The organism is Aliivibrio sp. S2TY2, from assembly GCF_028765525.1.
Taxonomy (GTDB): Bacteria; Pseudomonadota; Gammaproteobacteria; order Enterobacterales; family Vibrionaceae; genus Aliivibrio; species Aliivibrio finisterrensis_A.
Genome location: NZ_JARACS010000006.1, coordinates 61,125 through 78,149, shown reverse-complemented (window position 1 = coordinate 78,149; position 17,025 = coordinate 61,125). Strand labels below are relative to the sequence as shown.

Sequence of the window (17,025 nt, the reverse complement as noted above, 5' to 3'; positions counted from 1 at the left end):
ATCACTGTTTATTCACTGCTAGTTCTCTGTATTACTGAGTTTTCTAGGTTGTGTAAATTTTTTGTTTTCTATTCGTTGTTTTATTTGTGCTTTACTTTTCTTGTGTTTTTGCTGGTTATTTGCAGTATTTTGCTTAAGACTTTTATTTTTCGATGTTTTGTTTGTTGTTTAACGTTTGCTTTGTTTTTGTAAGTAATTTTAAATGATAAAAAAAGATTGAATATGCATAATTTTAATTTTGTAGTGATTTTTCATCATATTGATCTGGATAAATGCCTTTTTTACTATGAAAGTAGGTTTTTTGTAATGAGTTGTCTAAAAAAGTTATTTATCTTGGTGTTTTTTATTGACACTTATCCCATATATATCTAAAATTTCGCCAATTTGTCAAAATTCGAGCTTTTAGTTTGTATTTTGGGTTTCAAAAAAACAGTTTTGCAATTATATTGATTAAAACTGAATACTTATTATGTTTGGAGGTTGTCTTGAGTAAATCAGCGCTGTTAGTCCTAGAAGATGGGACTGTGTTCCGCGGTCAATCGATTGGAGCAGATGGCTCGGCCGTTGGTGAAGTCGTTTTTAATACCTCGATGACGGGGTACCAAGAAATTCTCACTGATCCTTCCTATTCTCAACAAATCGTTACTCTTACTTATCCCCACATTGGCAATACCGGAATCAATTCCGAAGACGAAGAATCCTCTTCTATCCACGCTCAAGGCCTTGTGATTCGCGATCTCCCTCTCTTAGCTTCAAACTTCCGCAGTGAACAAACTCTTTCTGAATACCTTAAATCTCAAAATATCGTCGGCATTGCTGATATCGATACGCGTAAATTAACTCGAATCTTACGTGAGAAAGGTGCTCAAAACGGTTGTATTGTCGCGGGCAATAATTTAGATGAAGCATTTGCGCTAGCTCAAGCAAAAGAGTTCCCAGGTCTTAAAGGCATGGATTTAGCAAAAGAAGTAACAACGACTGAAGCTTACCAATGGAAGCAAGGTTCTTGGACATTGACTGGCGGTTTGCCAGAAGAAAAAGCAGACAGTGAATTACCATTCCACGTTGTGGCTTACGATTTCGGCGCTAAACGTAACATTCTACGTATGTTAGTAGACCGCGGTTGTCGCCTAACGGTTGTTCCTGCACAAACTTCAGCAGAAGACGTGTTAGCAATGAATCCAGATGGTGTATTTCTATCAAATGGCCCTGGTGACCCTGCGCCATGTACTTACGCAATTGAAGCTACGAAAGTGTTCTTAGAAAAAGGGTTACCAATCTTTGGTATCTGTCTTGGCCATCAAATTCTTGCTTTAGCATCAGGCGCTCAAACCGTAAAAATGAAGTTTGGTCACCACGGTGCAAACCATCCAGTTAAAGACTTAGATCGTGATGTGGTTATGATCACTGCACAGAACCACGGTTTTGCTGCGGATGAAGAAACACTTCCAGCGAACTTGCGTGCAACGCACAAATCATTGTTTGATGGTACGTTGCAAGGCATTCATCGTACAGATAAGCCTGCATTTAGCTTCCAAGGTCACCCTGAAGCAAGCCCGGGTCCACACGATGCCGCGCCATTGTTTGACCATTTCATTGAATTGATTCAGCAGTCTATTTCAGACAAGACAAATAAAGCTTAATTCGGAGTAGTAATAAGATGCCAAAACGTACTGACATTAAAAGCGTTCTAATTCTAGGTGCAGGCCCAATCGTAATCGGCCAAGCATGTGAATTTGACTACTCTGGTGCACAAGCGTGTAAAGCACTTCGTGAAGAAGGCTACCGCGTTATTCTTGTGAACTCTAACCCTGCAACAATCATGACTGACCCAGACATGGCTGATGCAACATACATTGAGCCTATTCATTGGGAAGTGGTTCGTAACATTATCGAAAAAGAGCGTCCAGATGCAGTTCTACCTACAATGGGTGGCCAAACAGCATTGAACTGTGCGCTTGATTTAGAAAAGCACGGCGTGCTTGCTGAGTTCGGTGTTGAGATGATCGGTGCAACAGCTGATGCTATCGATAAAGCAGAAGACCGTTCACGTTTCGATAAAGCAATGAAGTCAATTGGCCTTGAGTGTCCAACGGCTGATACGGCAAAAACAATGGAAGAAGCTTACAAAGTACTAGAGATGGTAGGCTTCCCTTGTATCATTCGTCCATCATTTACGATGGGGGGTACCGGTGGTGGTATCGCTTATAACAAAGAAGAGTTTGATGAAATTTGTCGCCGTGGTTTGGATCTTTCTCCAACCAATGAACTTCTCATCGATGAATCTCTTATCGGTTGGAAAGAATACGAGATGGAAGTGGTTCGAGATAAGAACGACAACTGTATTATCGTATGTGCGATTGAAAACTTTGACGCGATGGGCATTCACACGGGTGACTCAATCACGGTAGCGCCTGCACAAACACTAACAGACAAAGAATACCAATTAATGCGTAATGCTTCTCTAGCTGTACTGCGTGAGATTGGTGTTGAAACGGGTGGTTCAAACGTACAGTTTGGTATTAACCCGAAAGATGGCCGTATGGTTATCATTGAAATGAACCCACGTGTATCTCGTTCATCTGCACTTGCATCTAAAGCAACGGGTTTCCCTATTGCAAAAATTGCAGCAAAATTAGCTATTGGCTTTACGCTTGACGAGCTAATGAATGACATTACAGGTGGTGCAACGCCAGCGTCATTTGAACCAACAATTGATTACGTTGTTACTAAGATCCCTCGTTTTAACTTCGAAAAATTTGCAGGTGCTAACGACCGTCTTACCACTCAAATGAAATCGGTTGGCGAAGTAATGGCTATCGGCCGTAACCAACAAGAATCGCTACAAAAAGCACTGCGTGGCCTAGAAGTTGGCGCGACAGGCTTTGATGAAATGGTTGATCTTGATGCGCCTGATGCATTAACTAAAATTCGCCATGAACTAAAAGATGCAGGTGCTGAGCGTATTTGGTACATCGCTGATGCATTCCGTGCTGGTATGTCAGTGGATGGTGTATTCAACCTAACAAATGTTGACCGTTGGTTCCTAGTTCAAATCGAAGATCTAGTGAAGATGGAAGCAGAAGTTAAAGCGGGCGGCTTCGCTAGCTTAAATGCAGACATGTTACGTAAACTAAAACGTAAAGGTTTTGCGGATGCGCGTCTTTCTAAACTATTAGGTGTGGGTGAAAGTGAAATCCGCCGTCTACGTGACCAGCATGATATTCACCCTGTCTACAAGCGTGTCGATACGTGTGCTGCTGAGTTCTCATCAGATACGGCTTACATGTACTCATCTTATGATGAAGAGTGTGAAGCAAACCCAACAGACAAAGATAAGATCATGATCTTAGGTGGCGGTCCAAACCGTATCGGCCAAGGTATTGAGTTTGACTACTGTTGTGTACACGCATCATTAGCACTTCGTGAAGATGGCTACGAAACTATCATGGTTAACTGTAACCCTGAGACCGTTTCTACCGATTATGATACGTCTGACCGTCTATACTTCGAACCAGTAACTCTGGAAGATGTACTAGCAATTGCTCGTGTTGAAAAGCCAAAAGGTGTGATTGTTCAATACGGTGGTCAAACGCCACTTAAATTGGCGCGTGCTCTAGAAGCGGCAGGTGTTCCAATCATTGGTACAAGCCCTGATGCTATCGACCGTGCAGAAGACCGTGAGCGTTTCCAAGTTGCAGTAGACCGCCTAGAGCTTCTACAACCAGAAAATGCAACCGTAACAACAATGGAGCAAGCAATTGAGAAATCGAAAGAAATTGGTTTCCCATTAGTTGTACGTCCTTCTTATGTTCTTGGTGGTCGTGCGATGGAAATCGTATATGACGAGCAAGACTTACGTCGTTACTTCAATGAAGCAGTTAGTGTTTCAAATGAATCTCCAGTACTTCTTGATAGCTTCCTCGATGACGCAATCGAAGTTGATGTAGATGCAATTTGTGACGGTGAGCAAGTGGTTATCGCTGGTATCATGGAGCACATCGAACAAGCGGGTGTTCACTCTGGTGACTCTGCGTGTTCTCTTCCTGCTTATACGTTAAGCGAAGAAATTCAAGATGTGATGCGTGATCAAGTTCGTAAGCTGGCATTCGAGCTAGGTGTTCGTGGCTTAATGAATACACAGTTTGCCGTTAAAGATAATAATGTATATTTAATCGAAGTTAACCCGCGTGCTGCTCGTACGGTTCCATTCGTATCTAAAGCAACAGGTGCGCCAATTGCGAAGATTGCTGCACGAGTAATGGCGGGTCAATCGTTAGAGTCTCAAGGCTTTACGAAAGAGATTATCCCACCATACTACTCAGTTAAAGAAGTGGTTTTACCGTTCAACAAGTTCCCTGGTGTTGATCCACTGTTAGGCCCTGAAATGCGCTCAACGGGTGAAGTGATGGGTGTTGGTGCAACGTTTGCAGAAGCATTTGCGAAAGCAGAACTTGGTTGTAGTAAAGAATACCCAGAAGGTGGTCGTGCATTACTTTCTGTTCGTGAAGGCGACAAGAAGCGTGTTGTAGACTTAGCAAAACATCTTGTTAAATTGGGTTACCAACTGGATGCAACTCACGGTACTGCGGTTATTCTTGGCGAAGCGGGTATTAACCCTCGTCTAGTGAACAAGGTACACGAAGGCCGTCCTCATATTCTTGACCGTATCAAGAATGGCGAGTACACCTACATCGTAAATACTGCAGCAGGTCGTCAAGCGATTGAAGATTCTAAAGTATTGCGTCGTGGTGCATTGGCTGAGAAAGTGAACTACACAACAACGCTAAATGCAGCATTTGCTAGCTGTCTAGCGCATGAAGCGGATGACCGTAAAACGGTTAATTCGGTTCAAGAGCTTCACGCAAAAGTGGCTGCTAAATATGCTTAATTATAATGTTAGTTACGAAATATATTAGTTACGAAATATATTAGCTAACTAATAATAAAAATCCCGAAGAATGCGAGTTCTTCGGGATTTTTCATTTGTCTTTTCTAGTTAACAAGCAAGAATGATCAAATACTTATGTAGATTGGTATTATATCGATTGGTATAAAACCCTAATCTTTTGAGAGTTCAATTAACTCTTGGTAAAAGTTTTTCTCAAAGGTATCAATAGGGCGCTCAACCGGTGTTGCACCTTCTTTTGCTGCAACAGGGTGATAATCTGCAACAAATTGAACAAACAGCTGAGGTGCTTGATTCTCTAAACCCACAAACCCAGCCATATTATAACTACCAAACAGTGAGCCGCTTTTCGATTTCATGCTGCCTTTAATCGGTTCTTTACGCATGCTGTTACGATACTTTAGGGTGCCATCAATGCCTGATGTTGGTAATAGGTCAATTAAGCCTAATTCTTTATCGTATTTATAGAGATATTGCAGGATTGATTTCATCTGATTTGCTGTCATACGGTTATTACGGGATAAGCCTGAACCATCAACCAGTACCGCGTTGCTTAAATCAATATTCGCTTGTTTTAGTAAGATATCTTTAATTGCCGCAGTGCCATTGGTGAAGCTACCCGGTTGCTGATAGTTTAAATGACCTAACATCTTAGTTAAGTTATCAGCGTAATGGTTATCAGACTTTTTAAGCATATGATCCAACAATTCCATCAATGGCTTTGAGTGGTGTATCGCTAGTTTATTGTCAGTAAGAAGAGGGGAATCTGGTTTTCCAAAACGCACTTCACCATTAAGTGTAATATTATGCTCTGCTAGGATCTTAGAGATGGTTCTCTGCGTAAAATCTTGAGTATCTTGAACGGCAAATTTAAGAGGTAAAGGATTATTACGTTTGACTAGACAGCCGTTTAATTCGTAATGGTTACCTTGCGTGGTTAGCTCTAAATCACAGAAAGTCGATTTTTGCTCTTCTTTGCTCACACTTTTAGCATAGCTAGAAAAAGAGATAGGTTGATGAATAGGAACAAAGACTCTGGTACTTCCATCATCATGAGTGGTGATAGACGCTTGCACACAGTTCTCATCAATGCTCAATGCACTCGATGGTGCGCTATAACACACGCCTAGAATATCCCATGGCCAACCTACCGCTCGCTCATAACCAGTGAAAATGGTGCCGTCGATCCATAAATCACCTTGAATGGTTTTGATATCACCTTCATCAAACAGAGAAGAGAGTTGCTTACGTGATAAAGATGGATCACCTGTGAAAGTCAGCACGATGTCTTTATCTGCTTTATATAAAGAGGTTTCAAAAGAGAACTCTTTTCCTAGTGCTAATCGAGCGGCTAATGCGGTGGCAATTTTTAAGGTACTCGCGGGTGGCAGCAGTTCATCTTGCTTTTGTTGAAACTCTATTTTATTTGATTGTAGATTTTCGACAGTAATAGCGGTTCTGCTACCTGATGGGAGAGAAGAAAGTGTCTCTTTAATATCAGCAATACTTGAAAAAGAAATAAGACTGAGTGCGATAAGGGTGTAACGAGAAAAAAACATGATGAGCTCAATTTGAAAATAATGAGATATTTTAACGTCTGTTGATCATGATGTGTAATGAATAAGAAAAAATTAATGGAATATCACAAAGAAAAAACGCCCACCGAGGTGAGCGCTTTATTTAAGTAAGAGTTAAGACTGATTAGAAGTCGTAACGCATACCTAGAGCTAGTTCGTCTTCAGCGTCAGCGCTTGTTGCATTGCCGTTAAGACCAGATGTTGAACCAATCTTATCGCCCTTGCTGATCAGGTTGAAGTTGTAAGAGATGTACGTACGGAAGTTAGCATTGAAGAAGTACGTTGCATCTACAGCAAAGTTATCAGCTGATGTTTCATTGTTTGTTTCTGCGTTGTTATACGTAGAAGTAAATACTGTTTTACCCATAGTGTAAGCGACAGCTGCTTCGTAACCTGTGTAGTCTACAGAACCCTTAGCGAATACATCAGAAACTTCTTTTTGTTTCTCACCATTAGTGAATGTACCTGCAAAGTATAGGTCACCCATAGTGTAAGAACCCGCAAACATCATTTCGTTCGCATCAGCTTGGTCTGCGTAACCAGCACCTAGTTTGAAGCCTGAATCACCAAACGCGTAGATACCAGATAGTGCGTAACCGTCGTTAGAGATCTCACCTTTATCTGTATCTGCATCATCAAAACGGTAGTTTGCTTTAGCTGAGAAGTCACCAAATGTGCCTTTGTAGCCAAGGTTGTTGTTTGTACGGTCAGCTACAGAGATTTTATCTGCTGCTGAGTTACCAGCGTAAGCCATGATATCGGTAAAGTCAGTGATAACACCTAGTGCGCCATCGTTTTTACCGTAAGTTACTTCACCAAAGTTACCGCCAAGACCAGCGTATGTGTAACGGTTGTTTAGGCCGTTAGAACCAGAATCAGTAGCTAGACCGTTATCATTGTTAGTGAACTCACCTTCGTAGAAACCTACACCGTATAGGCCGTCAGTAATTTGAGTCGTACCTTTAAAGTTTAGACGTACACGAGTTTTATCAGCAGCATCACCATCTTTCACTGATAGGCGAGCTTCTGCACGGCCGCCCATTTCTAGAGTTTGGTCTGCGCCTTTGTAGATTTCTGCTGCATTTACTGCGCCAGCTGACGTAATTGCTGCTACTGCTAGAGCTAATACTGATTTGTTCATCATTATTCTAATTCCTATAAGGGTGGAGGAGATTATGTCCATTTTAAGTGAAGTCAGTAATAGATAGCTTCTTATGTTTAAGAATAGTTATCACTTACTTCACCGTTTCAATAAGTTTATTTTCAGGGTTAACGCGATAAAAAGGTTAGTAAAACAATCTAAAAACTGCAATTGCACACTGTTTTTAATTATTTTTTTGTGATTTAGATCGTTATTTTTCAGTTGGTTATCGTTTTTGTAGAAAGTTTGTCTATAAAGTGAACTATAGGATGTTTTATGTTTTTTTTAGTTTTACCTATAAAAATTACGTGACAGCGATCGCATTTTGTATTTTATATGGCCTTGTTTTTTGTGCTTGTTTTGTTATTTGAGACGAACTTCTTATTAATGTTACTGTCGAGGTAAAACAAATCTTAGAAAACAAACAACAGAATAGGTGATAAAAGCCATTTCTTTGTTTACACTAGAGGAAATTAAATTTAGACAGAAACACTGAAGATAAATAACTTGTTGGTGAAGGTTCACCGGTAAAGTTATCTTTGGTGGGATTTTTATTTGCTGAATTTGTAATTTCAGCTTTAGAGGTAGAAAATATGGATAAGGTACCAATGACGGTACGTGGCGAGAAGCTACTGCGTGATGAACTGGAAGTATTATTAAAGCGTCGCCCTTTGATTTCAAAAGCGATTGGTGAAGCTCGTGAGCTTGGTGACTTAAAAGAGAATGCCGAATATCACGCTGCTCGTGAAGAACAAGGTATTTGTGAAGCGCAAATACGTGATATCGAATATAAGCTATCGGTAGCGCAAGTGATCGACGTAACAAAAATGACCAACACAGGTAAGGTTATTTTTGGTACTACCGTAACACTTATCGATGTAAATACTGATGATGAAGTGAAGTACCAGATTGTTGCTGATGATGAAGCAAACATTAAAGAAGGTCGAATTTCAGTAAATTCTCCAATTGCTCGTGGTCTTATTGGCAAAATGGCAGGGGATGAAGTGAACATTCAAACACCTGGCGGTACAAAAGAATTTGAAATCGAAGCAGTTGACTATATTTAAGAGTTACTGTTATAGATAATATAAAGGCCGCGTAGCTATCTTCAATAAGAAAACTAGGACGGCCTTTTTAATTTCTTACAACATTAATGTAGAAATTATTTTCTAGGGATCTCGATTTTACGAGCTTCGCTAGCGCGGAATAGAACAAGTGTCTTACCGATAACTTGTACTTTTTCAGCTTCAGTTTCACGAATGATTGCGTCAACAATCAATTGCTTAGTGTCACGATCTTCAGAAGCGATTTTAACTTTGATTAGCTCGTGGTGATTAAGCGCAATCTCAATTTCAGCTACTACAGCTTCAGTAAGACCATTTGAACCCATCATTACAACGGGTTTTAAATTGTGAGCAAGGCCTTTAAGGTGTTGCTTCTGTTTTGTGCTTAGGTTCATATATACCCGATTTTTTCTATATTAAGGGTTGAAAACAGCCTATTCTAACGCCATCTATTCCGGAAGACTATTTTTTGTTTCAGTCTTCTAATTTAAATTAAGTATTTTTAGGTAATGCATGAGTAAGAATAAACTTTCAGCAAGCTCTGGCCGCTGGTTAAAAGAACACTTTGATGATAAATACGTTCTTGAAGCGCAAAAAAGAGGCTATCGTTCTCGTGCTATTTTTAAGATTGAAGAAATTCAAAATAAAGACAAGCTATTAAAGCCAGGTATGACAGTGGTTGACCTCGGTGCTGCCCCTGGTGGGTGGTCACAATACGCGGTTGAGCAAGTGGGTGATTCTGGTCAAGTTATTGCGTGTGATATTTTGGCAATGGATTCAATCGCTGGCGTAAGCTTTTTGCAGGGGGACTTTAGGGAAGAAGCAGTACTAGACGCATTGCTTGAACGCATACAACCAGATATGGTAGATGTAGTAATGTCAGATATGGCTCCAAATATGAGTGGTAACCTAGCTGTTGACCAACCAAGAGCAATGTATCTTGTTGAGTTAGCGTTAGATATGTGCCGTCAAGTATTGGCTCCAAATGGCAGTTTTACAGTAAAAGTGTTCCAAGGCGAAGGCTTTGATCAGTACTTACAAGAAGTACGTAATATGTTCAAGGTCGTTAAGATTAGAAAACCAGATTCATCACGTGCACGTTCTCGTGAAGTGTATATTGTAGCCACTGGTTACAAAGGATAAGTTTTACGTTGTAGCTACAGGATATAAACTGTAGTACTCTATCTTTCATCTATTTAGTTAACGCGGGGTTAACACCTTGAGTGACATGGCAAAAAATCTAATATTATGGCTGGTTATTGCTGTCGTTTTGATGTCAGTATTCCAAAGCTTTGGGCCGAGTGATAGCTCTGGTCGTTCGATTGACTACACTACTTTTGTTAAAGAAGTTGGGAATAGTCAGGTACAAGAAGCAACTTTTAACAATCGTGAAATAAAGGTAATGAAGCGTGACGGTACTCGTTATGTAACTTACATGCCTGTATTCCAAGATCCTAAATTGCTTGATGATCTTATTAACCAAAACGTAATCGTTAAGGGCACACCACCAGAAGAGCAGAGCTTACTTGAGTCTATCTTTATTTCGTGGTTCCCAATGATTCTTCTGATTGGTGTTTGGATCTTCTTCATGCGTCAAATGCAAGGCGGCGGCGGCAAAGGGGCAATGTCCTTTGGTAAAAGCAAAGCTAAGATGATGACTGAAGAGCAGATCAAAACCACCTTTGATGATGTTGCTGGTTGTGATGAAGCAAAAGAAGACGTTAAAGAATTGGTTGATTACTTACGTGAACCAAGTCGTTTCCAAAAGCTAGGTGGTAAAATCCCAACAGGTGTTCTATTAGTTGGTCCTCCTGGTACGGGTAAAACATTGATTGCTAAAGCGATTGCTGGTGAAGCGAAAGTACCATTCTTCTCAATTTCTGGTTCTGATTTTGTTGAAATGTTTGTTGGTGTTGGTGCATCTCGTGTGCGTGACATGTTTGAACAAGCGAAAAAATCATCACCTTGTATTATCTTTATCGATGAAATCGATGCTGTAGGTCGTCAGCGTGGCGCAGGTGTTGGTGGTGGTAATGATGAGCGTGAGCAAACATTAAACCAAATGCTTGTAGAGATGGATGGTTTTGAAGGTAACGAAGGTATTATCGTTGTTGCTGCAACTAACCGTCCTGATGTTCTAGATGCTGCACTGCTTCGTCCTGGCCGTTTTGACCGTCAAGTTGTTGTAGGTCTACCTGATATCCGTGGACGTGAGCAAATACTTCAAGTTCATATGCGTAAAGTACCTCTAGGTGCAGGTGTTGAACCATCATTGATTGCTCGTGGTACTCCAGGGTTCTCTGGTGCTGATCTGGCTAACTTAGTGAACGAAGCGGCATTGTTTGCTGCTCGTGGTAATAAGCGTGTTGTTTCAATGGTTGAGTTTGAATTAGCCAAAGATAAAATTATGATGGGCGCAGAGCGTAAATCAATGGTTATGTCTGAAGAAACAAAAGAATCAACAGCATACCATGAAGCAGGCCACGCGATTGTTGGTCGCTTAGTTCCTGAACATGATCCAGTGTACAAAGTATCTATCATTCCACGCGGTCGTGCGTTGGGTGTGACTATGTATCTGCCTGAGCAAGATCGTATCAGTATGAACCGTCAACATTTAGAATCGATGATTTCGAGCCTATATGGTGGTCGCTTAGCTGAAGAATTGATTTACGGTGTTGATAAAGTATCAACAGGTGCATCGAACGATATTGAACGTGCCACTGATATTGCTCGTAAAATGGTAACGCAATGGGGCTTCTCTGATGCTCTAGGTCCTCTACTTTATGCAGAAGATCAAGGCGACCCGTTCTCTGGTCACGGTGGTTCTCATCACGCTAAGCACGTTTCTCCAGAAACACTGCAACTGATTGATGCTGAAATCCGTACTATCATTGATCGCAACTATGCACGTGCAAGACAGATCCTTGAAGACAACATGGATATCATGCACTCAATGAAAGATGCGTTAATGAAGTTTGAAACCATTGATGCAGGTCAGATTGATGACTTAATGGATCGTAAAGCTGATATTCGTGAACCACAAGGTTGGGGTGATAATAACCCACAGCCTCAAGCAAAAGCTGAAGCGCCAGTAGAAAAAGAACAAACAGAATCAAAAGCAGAAGAGAAGGTTGAAGAAACAAAAGAGCAACCAACTCCAACTGATGATGCAAAAAACGATTCTGAATCATCTGAAAAATAAGATGAAGTAAGATAAATTAAACCCCGAGTTATGCTCGGGGTTTTTGTATTTAAAAGGACTGATCATGAAATTGGTTAGCAAAGAGAAAACGTTATTATTAGATCGCTCACATGTAATGGGCATTCTTAATGTAACGCCTGACTCTTTTTCTGATGGCGGTAAATTTACTCATTTAGACGCAGCGCTAAAGCAAGCTGAAAAAATGGTAAATTCAGGTGTCAGCTTTATTGATATTGGTGGTGAGTCGACAAGACCAGGGGCTCCTGATGTGGGCCTTCAGCAAGAGTTGGATCGTGTTATTCCTATTATTGAAGCGATAAATCAACGTTTTGATACTTGGATTTCAATTGATACAAGTAAAGCGATTGTGATGGATGAAGCGGTCAATGCAGGGGCTGATTTAATTAATGATGTGCGTGCACTGCAAGAACCGAATGCGTTAGAAATAGCAGCAAAAGCAAACGTTCCAGTGTGTTTGATGCACATGCAAGGTCAACCTAGAACCATGCAATCTAATCCTACCTATGATGACCTATTGGTTGATGTATCTCGCTTTCTTGAGGAAAGAGTATCAGCATGCCAATCGGTTGGTATCGCAAAAGATAAGTTAATTCTTGATCCTGGATTTGGATTTGGTAAAACCTTAGCGCATAATTACCAACTGCTTGCTGAATTAGAGCGTTTTCACCAATTAGGTTTTCCTATTTTGGCTGGGATGTCTCGTAAATCAATGATTTTTAAATTACTAAATACAGAGCCGCAAAATGCGGTGTCTGGTAGCTTGGCGTGTGCCACTATTGCAGCAATGAAGGGCGCACAAATTATCCGTGTTCATGACTTTGAGCAAACGATGGATATCGTAAAAGTATGTCAGGCAACGTTAGAGCAGAGTGCTCGTTAGTAATCAATCAAACAAATTATTAAAATTAAAACATGGAGTACAACATGGCTGAGCGTAAATATTTTGGAACCGATGGGGTTCGTGGTCTGGTTGGCCAAGCGCCTATTACCCCAGATTTTGTTATGAAACTGGGTTGGGCGGCTGGACAAGTTTTAGCTAAGCAAGGCACAAAAAAAGTCATTATTGGTAAAGATACGCGTATTTCAGGCTATATGTTGGAATCAGCCTTAGAGGCTGGTTTAGCTGCAGCTGGGTTACAAGCGAAATTTACGGGTCCAATGCCAACGCCAGCTGTAGCTTACCTTACTCAGACGTTTCGTGCTGAAGCCGGTATCGTTATTTCTGCATCTCATAACCCATATTATGACAACGGGATTAAATTTTTCTCATCTGAAGGAACGAAATTACCAGATGATATTGAAATGGCCATTGAAGCTGAACTTGATAAGCCAATGACATGTGTTGAATCTGCTTTGCTAGGTAAAGCATCTCGTCTGAACGATGCTGCTGGCCGTTATATTGAGTTTTGTAAAAGTACTTTCCCTAAAGAGCTGAGCTTAGCGGGTGTTAAAATGGTTATCGATTGTGCTCATGGCGCAACGTATCATATCGCCCCGAACGTATTTAAAGAGCTTGGCGCAGAGATCATTACGATTGGTTGTGAGCCAAATGGCACCAATATTAACCATGAGGTAGGGGCGACAGATGTACGAGCCTTACAAGCTAAAGTATTAGAAGAGAAAGCAGATTTTGGTGTTGCTTTTGATGGTGATGGTGACCGTATCATCATGGTTGATGAGCTTGGTGAAAAAGTCGATGGCGACCAAATTGCTTACATTATTGCTCGTGATGCGTTACGTCGTGGTGAATTAAAAGGCGGTGTTGTTGGTACTTTGATGACCAATATGGGAATGGAAGTGGCGTTACGTAATTTAGGTATCCCATTCGTTCGTTCTAATGTTGGTGACCGTTATGTGATGGAAAAACTGCTTGAGAATAATTGGCTTATTGGTGCAGAAAACTCAGGACACGTTATCCTTCTTGATAAAGTAACAACTGGAGATGCAATTGTTGCTGCACTTCAGGTGATTGCATCGATTGTTGGCAGTAAAATGTCATTAAAAGAATTATGCAGTGGCATGACAATGTTCCCACAAGTATTGGAAAATATTCGTTTTACTGGAGATAGTAATCCTCTTGATTCTGATGCAGTTAAAGCCGCTCAAGCTGATGTAGAATCAAAATTAGGTGATAACGGTCGAGTATTATTACGTAAATCAGGAACAGAACCTTTAATCCGCGTTATGGTTGAAGGTGAAAACGCTGAGCTTGTTCAGCAATATGCGCTGCAAATTGCGGATGCAGTAAAAGAAAGCTGTTAATTTGAGCAATTAAATGAAATTGAACGTTTTTTGTTAATTTTAACTTGTCATAGTAGCCTAGTTTGGTTAATATCCCTCGGCCTCTTAGTTGAGAGGGCGCTGGTGTTGCCAATAGGCTACCGGTACATTAATTAGATACATGGGTGACGGAATGCATACGATTCTACTTGTGATTTATCTGATTGCCGCAGTCGGTGTAATTGGCCTAGTATTGGTACAACACGGTAAAGGCGCAGATATGGGAGCTTCATTTGGGGCTGGAGCATCAAATACAGTATTTGGCTCTGGTGGCTCTGGAAACTTTTTAACCCGAATGACTGCAATTTGTGCAACAGTATTTTTCATTATCAGTTTAGCGCTAGGCAATATGTCTACGCATAAATCTGAAGGTTTTGATCTTAAATTAGATCAACAAGCTACAGAGCAAGTAATTGATAATACGAGCGACGTTCCTGCTACTGAAAACAGCGACGTACCTCTTTAAAAGAATTTAGCCGAGATGGTGAAATTGGTAGACACGCTAGCATGAGGTGCTAGTGCCTTATGGTGTGAGGGTTCAAGTCCCTCTCTCGGCACCATATTCAGACAAGAATCTGATTCTTGTAATAAAAGCATAAAGAAACTATACTTTCTTTGTTCTTTTCGGACGCGGGATGGAGCAGCTTGGTAGCTCGTCGGGCTCATAACCCGAAGGTCGTCGGTTCAAATCCGGCTCCCGCAACCAATTATCTAGTAAAAGTAATTGCTCTTATTAGATAAGTCACGCAAGTGGCATTCAGGGTCCAGCAGTACTAAACCCCGCAATTATCGGGGTTTTTTGCTATCTGAAACAGACTGTTTTTTAAAGAATTGGGCCTAGAGCCCTTTTTTTGTTTTCAGGGGATATCAATGACAGGATTAGAAAGACAACTAACAGAAATGCTTGAGGCTCCTGTTGGTGCTTTAGGTTATGAATTGGTCGGTTTAGAATTTATTCGTGCGGGTGAACACTCAACGCTACGTGTATTTATCGACCATGAAAATGGCATCTTTGTGGAGGACTGCGCAGAAGCCAGTCGTCAAATCAGTGCAGTAATGGATGTAGAAGATCCAATTACAGTAGCATATAACCTAGAGGTTTCCTCTCCAGGTCTTGAACGTCCACTGTTTAAAGCAGCACATTATCAACAATTTGTTGGTCACGAGGTCAGCCTTGTATTAAAGATGCCGATGAATAACCGTCGTAAATGGAAAGGTGACATCCTAGACATTAACGGTGAAATTGTTACGGTTACAGTTGATGGTAACAATGAAGAATTTGCGTTAAGCAACATTTCAAAGGCGAACTTAGTTCCTAAATTTTAAGGCTTGAAGAGGCTAAAATGAACAAAGAAATCTTAGCTGTTGTAGAAGCAGTATCAAATGAAAAAGCTGTTCCTCGTGAGCGAATTTTTGAAGCATTAGAAATCGCGCTAGCAACAGCAACAAAGAAAAAATCTGAAATGGAAATTGAAGTACGTGTTGCGATCGATCGCAAAACAGGTGACTTCGAAACATTCCGTCGTTGGGTTGCAGTAGAAAAAGTTGAGCATCCAACGCTTGAAATTTCTATTGAAGCAGCACAGTTTGAAGATGAAACTATCGAAATCGGTGGTTACATTGAAGATGATATCGATTCAGTAACATTTGACCGTATTACGACTCAAACTGCAAAACAAGTTATCGTACAAAAAGTACGTGAAGCTGAGCGCGCAATGATCGTTGAGCAGTTTATTGATAACGAAGGTGAGCTAATCACTGGTATCGTTAAAAAAGTAAACCGTGATGCAATCATCGTTGATCTTGGTAACAACGCTGAAGCGGTAATTTTACGTGAAGACCAACTTCCACGTGAAAACTTCCGTCCAGGTGACCGTGTTCGTGGTCTGCTATATGCAGTTAAACCAGAAGCTCGTGGTTTCCAACTATTCATGACGCGTTCAAAAGGCGTAATGCTTACTGAACTATTCCGCGTAGAAGTGCCTGAAATTGGCGAAGAGCTAATTGAATTAAAAGGTGCTGCTCGTGATCCAGGTTCTCGTGCTAAAATCGCAGTGAAAACAAACGACAAGCGTATCGATCCTGTTGGTGCGTGTGTTGGTATGCGTGGCGCACGTGTACAAGCTGTATCTGGTGAGCTTGGCGGCGAGCGTATTGATATCGTGCTTTGGGATGATAACCCAGCACAATTCGTTATCAATGCGATGGCTCCAGCAGAAGTTGCTTCTATCATTGTAGATGAAGATAACAACACTATGGATATCGCTGTTGAAGCTGATAACCTAGCACAAGCAATTGGCCGTAGTGGTCAAAACGTACGTCTAGCATCTCAACTGACTGGTTGGGAACTTAACGTAATGACAGTTTCTGATCTTAATAAAAAGCACCAAGAAGAAGCTCAAGGCTCTATTGATGCATTTGTTAAGCATTTAGATATTGATGAAGATTTTGCTCAACTATTAGTTGAAGAAGGCTTCACAACACTTGAAGAGATCGCTTACGTACCTGTAAACGAACTACTTGAAGTTGAAGCTCTAGATGAAGAAACCGTTGATCTTCTTCGTACACGTGCTAAAGAAGCGTTAACAACACTTGCATTAGCGCAAGAAGAGTCTCTTGATGGCATCGAACCAGCAGAAGACCTACTTGCACTTGAAGGTTTAGAGCGTGAATTAGCGTTTAAACTTGCAGCTAAAGGTGTAATTACACTAGAAGACCTTGCAGACCAAGGTGTTGACGAGCTGTCAGATATTGAAGATCTAACAGAAACTCGTGCTGGTGAGTTAATCATGGCAGCACGTAACATTTGTTGGTTCAGCGACGAAGCATAA

General features: G+C 40.9%; 13 protein-coding genes and 2 tRNA genes. 12 read left to right on the top strand and 3 right to left on the bottom strand.

What is annotated here, in order from left to right; all coding sequences use genetic code 11:
* Positions 1-485 precede the first annotated feature (485 nt).
* Positions 486-1,643: a glutamine-hydrolyzing carbamoyl-phosphate synthase small subunit gene (gene carA, locus PVK63_RS11225; protein ID WP_130086950.1), complete on the top strand. Its 1,158-nt coding sequence runs from the start codon at positions 486-488 to the stop codon at positions 1,641-1,643.
* A 17-nt stretch (positions 1,644-1,660) separates the two neighbouring features.
* Positions 1,661-4,891 carry a carbamoyl-phosphate synthase large subunit gene (gene carB / locus PVK63_RS11220; RefSeq protein ID WP_130046871.1) on the top strand — a complete coding sequence of 1,077 codons (3,231 nt, stop codon included), beginning with the start codon at positions 1,661-1,663 and terminating at the stop codon, positions 4,889-4,891.
* Positions 4,892-5,061: 170 nt separating this feature from the next.
* On the opposite strand, the gene dacB is transcribed toward carB, so the two are convergent.
* Together dacB and PVK63_RS11210 are read right to left on the bottom strand one after the other, a co-directional pair.
* On the bottom strand, positions 5,062-6,468 hold the full coding sequence (gene dacB / locus PVK63_RS11215) for a serine-type D-Ala-D-Ala carboxypeptidase (protein WP_130086951.1): 1,407 nt from the start codon (positions 6,466-6,468) through the stop codon (positions 5,062-5,064).
* Positions 6,469-6,610: 142 nt separating this feature from the next.
* Positions 6,611-7,627 carry a porin gene (locus PVK63_RS11210; protein ID WP_207215670.1) on the bottom strand — a complete coding sequence of 339 codons (1,017 nt, stop codon included), beginning with the start codon at positions 7,625-7,627 and terminating at the stop codon, positions 6,611-6,613.
* 593 nt (positions 7,628-8,220) lie between these two features.
* Here PVK63_RS11210 and greA point away from each other — a divergent pair.
* The gene (greA, locus tag PVK63_RS11205) at positions 8,221-8,694 is read left to right on the top strand and encodes a transcription elongation factor GreA (protein ID WP_130086953.1); all 474 of its coding nucleotides are present in this window, start codon (positions 8,221-8,223) and stop codon (positions 8,692-8,694) included.
* A 95-nt stretch (positions 8,695-8,789) separates the two neighbouring features.
* On the opposite strand, the gene yhbY is transcribed toward greA, so the two are convergent.
* On the bottom strand, positions 8,790-9,086 hold the full coding sequence (gene yhbY, locus PVK63_RS11200) for a ribosome assembly RNA-binding protein YhbY (RefSeq protein WP_105054030.1): 297 nt from the start codon (positions 9,084-9,086) through the stop codon (positions 8,790-8,792).
* 118 nt (positions 9,087-9,204) lie between these two features.
* Here yhbY and rlmE point away from each other — a divergent pair, with 118 nt between their 5' ends.
* From rlmE to nusA, 9 genes are all read left to right on the top strand, one after another.
* Positions 9,205-9,834, top strand: coding sequence for a 23S rRNA (uridine(2552)-2'-O)-methyltransferase RlmE (rlmE, locus tag PVK63_RS11195; RefSeq protein WP_130044306.1), 630 nt, complete (start codon positions 9,205-9,207; stop codon positions 9,832-9,834).
* An 85-nt stretch (positions 9,835-9,919) separates the two neighbouring features.
* Positions 9,920-11,893 (top strand): ATP-dependent zinc metalloprotease FtsH, encoded by a 1,974-nt coding sequence (gene ftsH / locus PVK63_RS11190; RefSeq protein WP_130086954.1) that lies wholly within the window; start codon positions 9,920-9,922, stop codon positions 11,891-11,893.
* Between the two features lie 64 nt (positions 11,894-11,957).
* A complete protein-coding gene (folP, locus tag PVK63_RS11185) occupies positions 11,958-12,794 on the top strand; it encodes a dihydropteroate synthase (RefSeq protein ID WP_130086955.1) in 837 nt (278 codons plus the stop codon).
* Positions 12,795-12,838: 44 nt separating this feature from the next.
* Positions 12,839-14,176, top strand: a complete 1,338-nt coding sequence (glmM, locus tag PVK63_RS11180; protein ID WP_130046866.1) for a phosphoglucosamine mutase — start codon at positions 12,839-12,841, stop codon at positions 14,174-14,176.
* 151 nt (positions 14,177-14,327) lie between these two features.
* Entirely contained in the window at positions 14,328-14,660 is a 333-nt protein-coding gene (gene secG, locus PVK63_RS11175) for a preprotein translocase subunit SecG (RefSeq protein ID WP_130044302.1), read from the top strand.
* A 9-nt stretch (positions 14,661-14,669) separates the two neighbouring features.
* A tRNA-Leu gene (locus PVK63_RS11170) sits at positions 14,670-14,754 on the top strand.
* A gap of 69 nt (positions 14,755-14,823) precedes the next feature.
* Positions 14,824-14,900: transfer RNA gene (locus tag PVK63_RS11165), tRNA-Met, on the top strand.
* A gap of 164 nt (positions 14,901-15,064) precedes the next feature.
* A complete protein-coding gene (gene rimP, locus PVK63_RS11160; RefSeq protein ID WP_012549404.1) occupies positions 15,065-15,520 on the top strand; it encodes a ribosome maturation factor RimP in 456 nt (151 codons plus the stop codon).
* A 17-nt stretch (positions 15,521-15,537) separates the two neighbouring features.
* Positions 15,538-17,025, top strand: a complete 1,488-nt coding sequence (nusA, locus tag PVK63_RS11155; protein ID WP_130086956.1) for a transcription termination factor NusA — start codon at positions 15,538-15,540, stop codon at positions 17,023-17,025.

What these genes read in the sequence shown, in the direction of transcription:
- carB (WP_130046871.1), top strand. Translation starts at nt 1,661, where the DNA reads ATGCCAAAACGTACTGACATTAAAAGCGTTCTAATTCTAGGTGCAGGC.
- dacB (WP_130086951.1), bottom strand. Translation starts at nt 6,468, where the DNA reads ATGTTTTTTTCTCGTTACACCCTTATCGCACTCAGTCTTATTTCTTTT.
- PVK63_RS11210 (WP_207215670.1), bottom strand. Translation starts at nt 7,627, where the DNA reads ATGAACAAATCAGTATTAGCTCTAGCAGTAGCAGCAATTACGTCAGCT.
- greA (WP_130086953.1), top strand. Translation starts at nt 8,221, where the DNA reads ATGGATAAGGTACCAATGACGGTACGTGGCGAGAAGCTACTGCGTGAT.
- yhbY (WP_105054030.1), bottom strand. Translation starts at nt 9,086, where the DNA reads ATGAACCTAAGCACAAAACAGAAGCAACACCTTAAAGGCCTTGCTCAC.
- rlmE (WP_130044306.1), top strand. Translation starts at nt 9,205, where the DNA reads ATGAGTAAGAATAAACTTTCAGCAAGCTCTGGCCGCTGGTTAAAAGAA.
- ftsH (WP_130086954.1), top strand. Translation starts at nt 9,920, where the DNA reads ATGGCAAAAAATCTAATATTATGGCTGGTTATTGCTGTCGTTTTGATG.
- folP (WP_130086955.1), top strand. Translation starts at nt 11,958, where the DNA reads ATGAAATTGGTTAGCAAAGAGAAAACGTTATTATTAGATCGCTCACAT.
- glmM (WP_130046866.1), top strand. Translation starts at nt 12,839, where the DNA reads ATGGCTGAGCGTAAATATTTTGGAACCGATGGGGTTCGTGGTCTGGTT.
- secG (WP_130044302.1), top strand. Translation starts at nt 14,328, where the DNA reads ATGCATACGATTCTACTTGTGATTTATCTGATTGCCGCAGTCGGTGTA.
- rimP (WP_012549404.1), top strand. Translation starts at nt 15,065, where the DNA reads ATGACAGGATTAGAAAGACAACTAACAGAAATGCTTGAGGCTCCTGTT.
- nusA (WP_130086956.1), top strand. Translation starts at nt 15,538, where the DNA reads ATGAACAAAGAAATCTTAGCTGTTGTAGAAGCAGTATCAAATGAAAAA.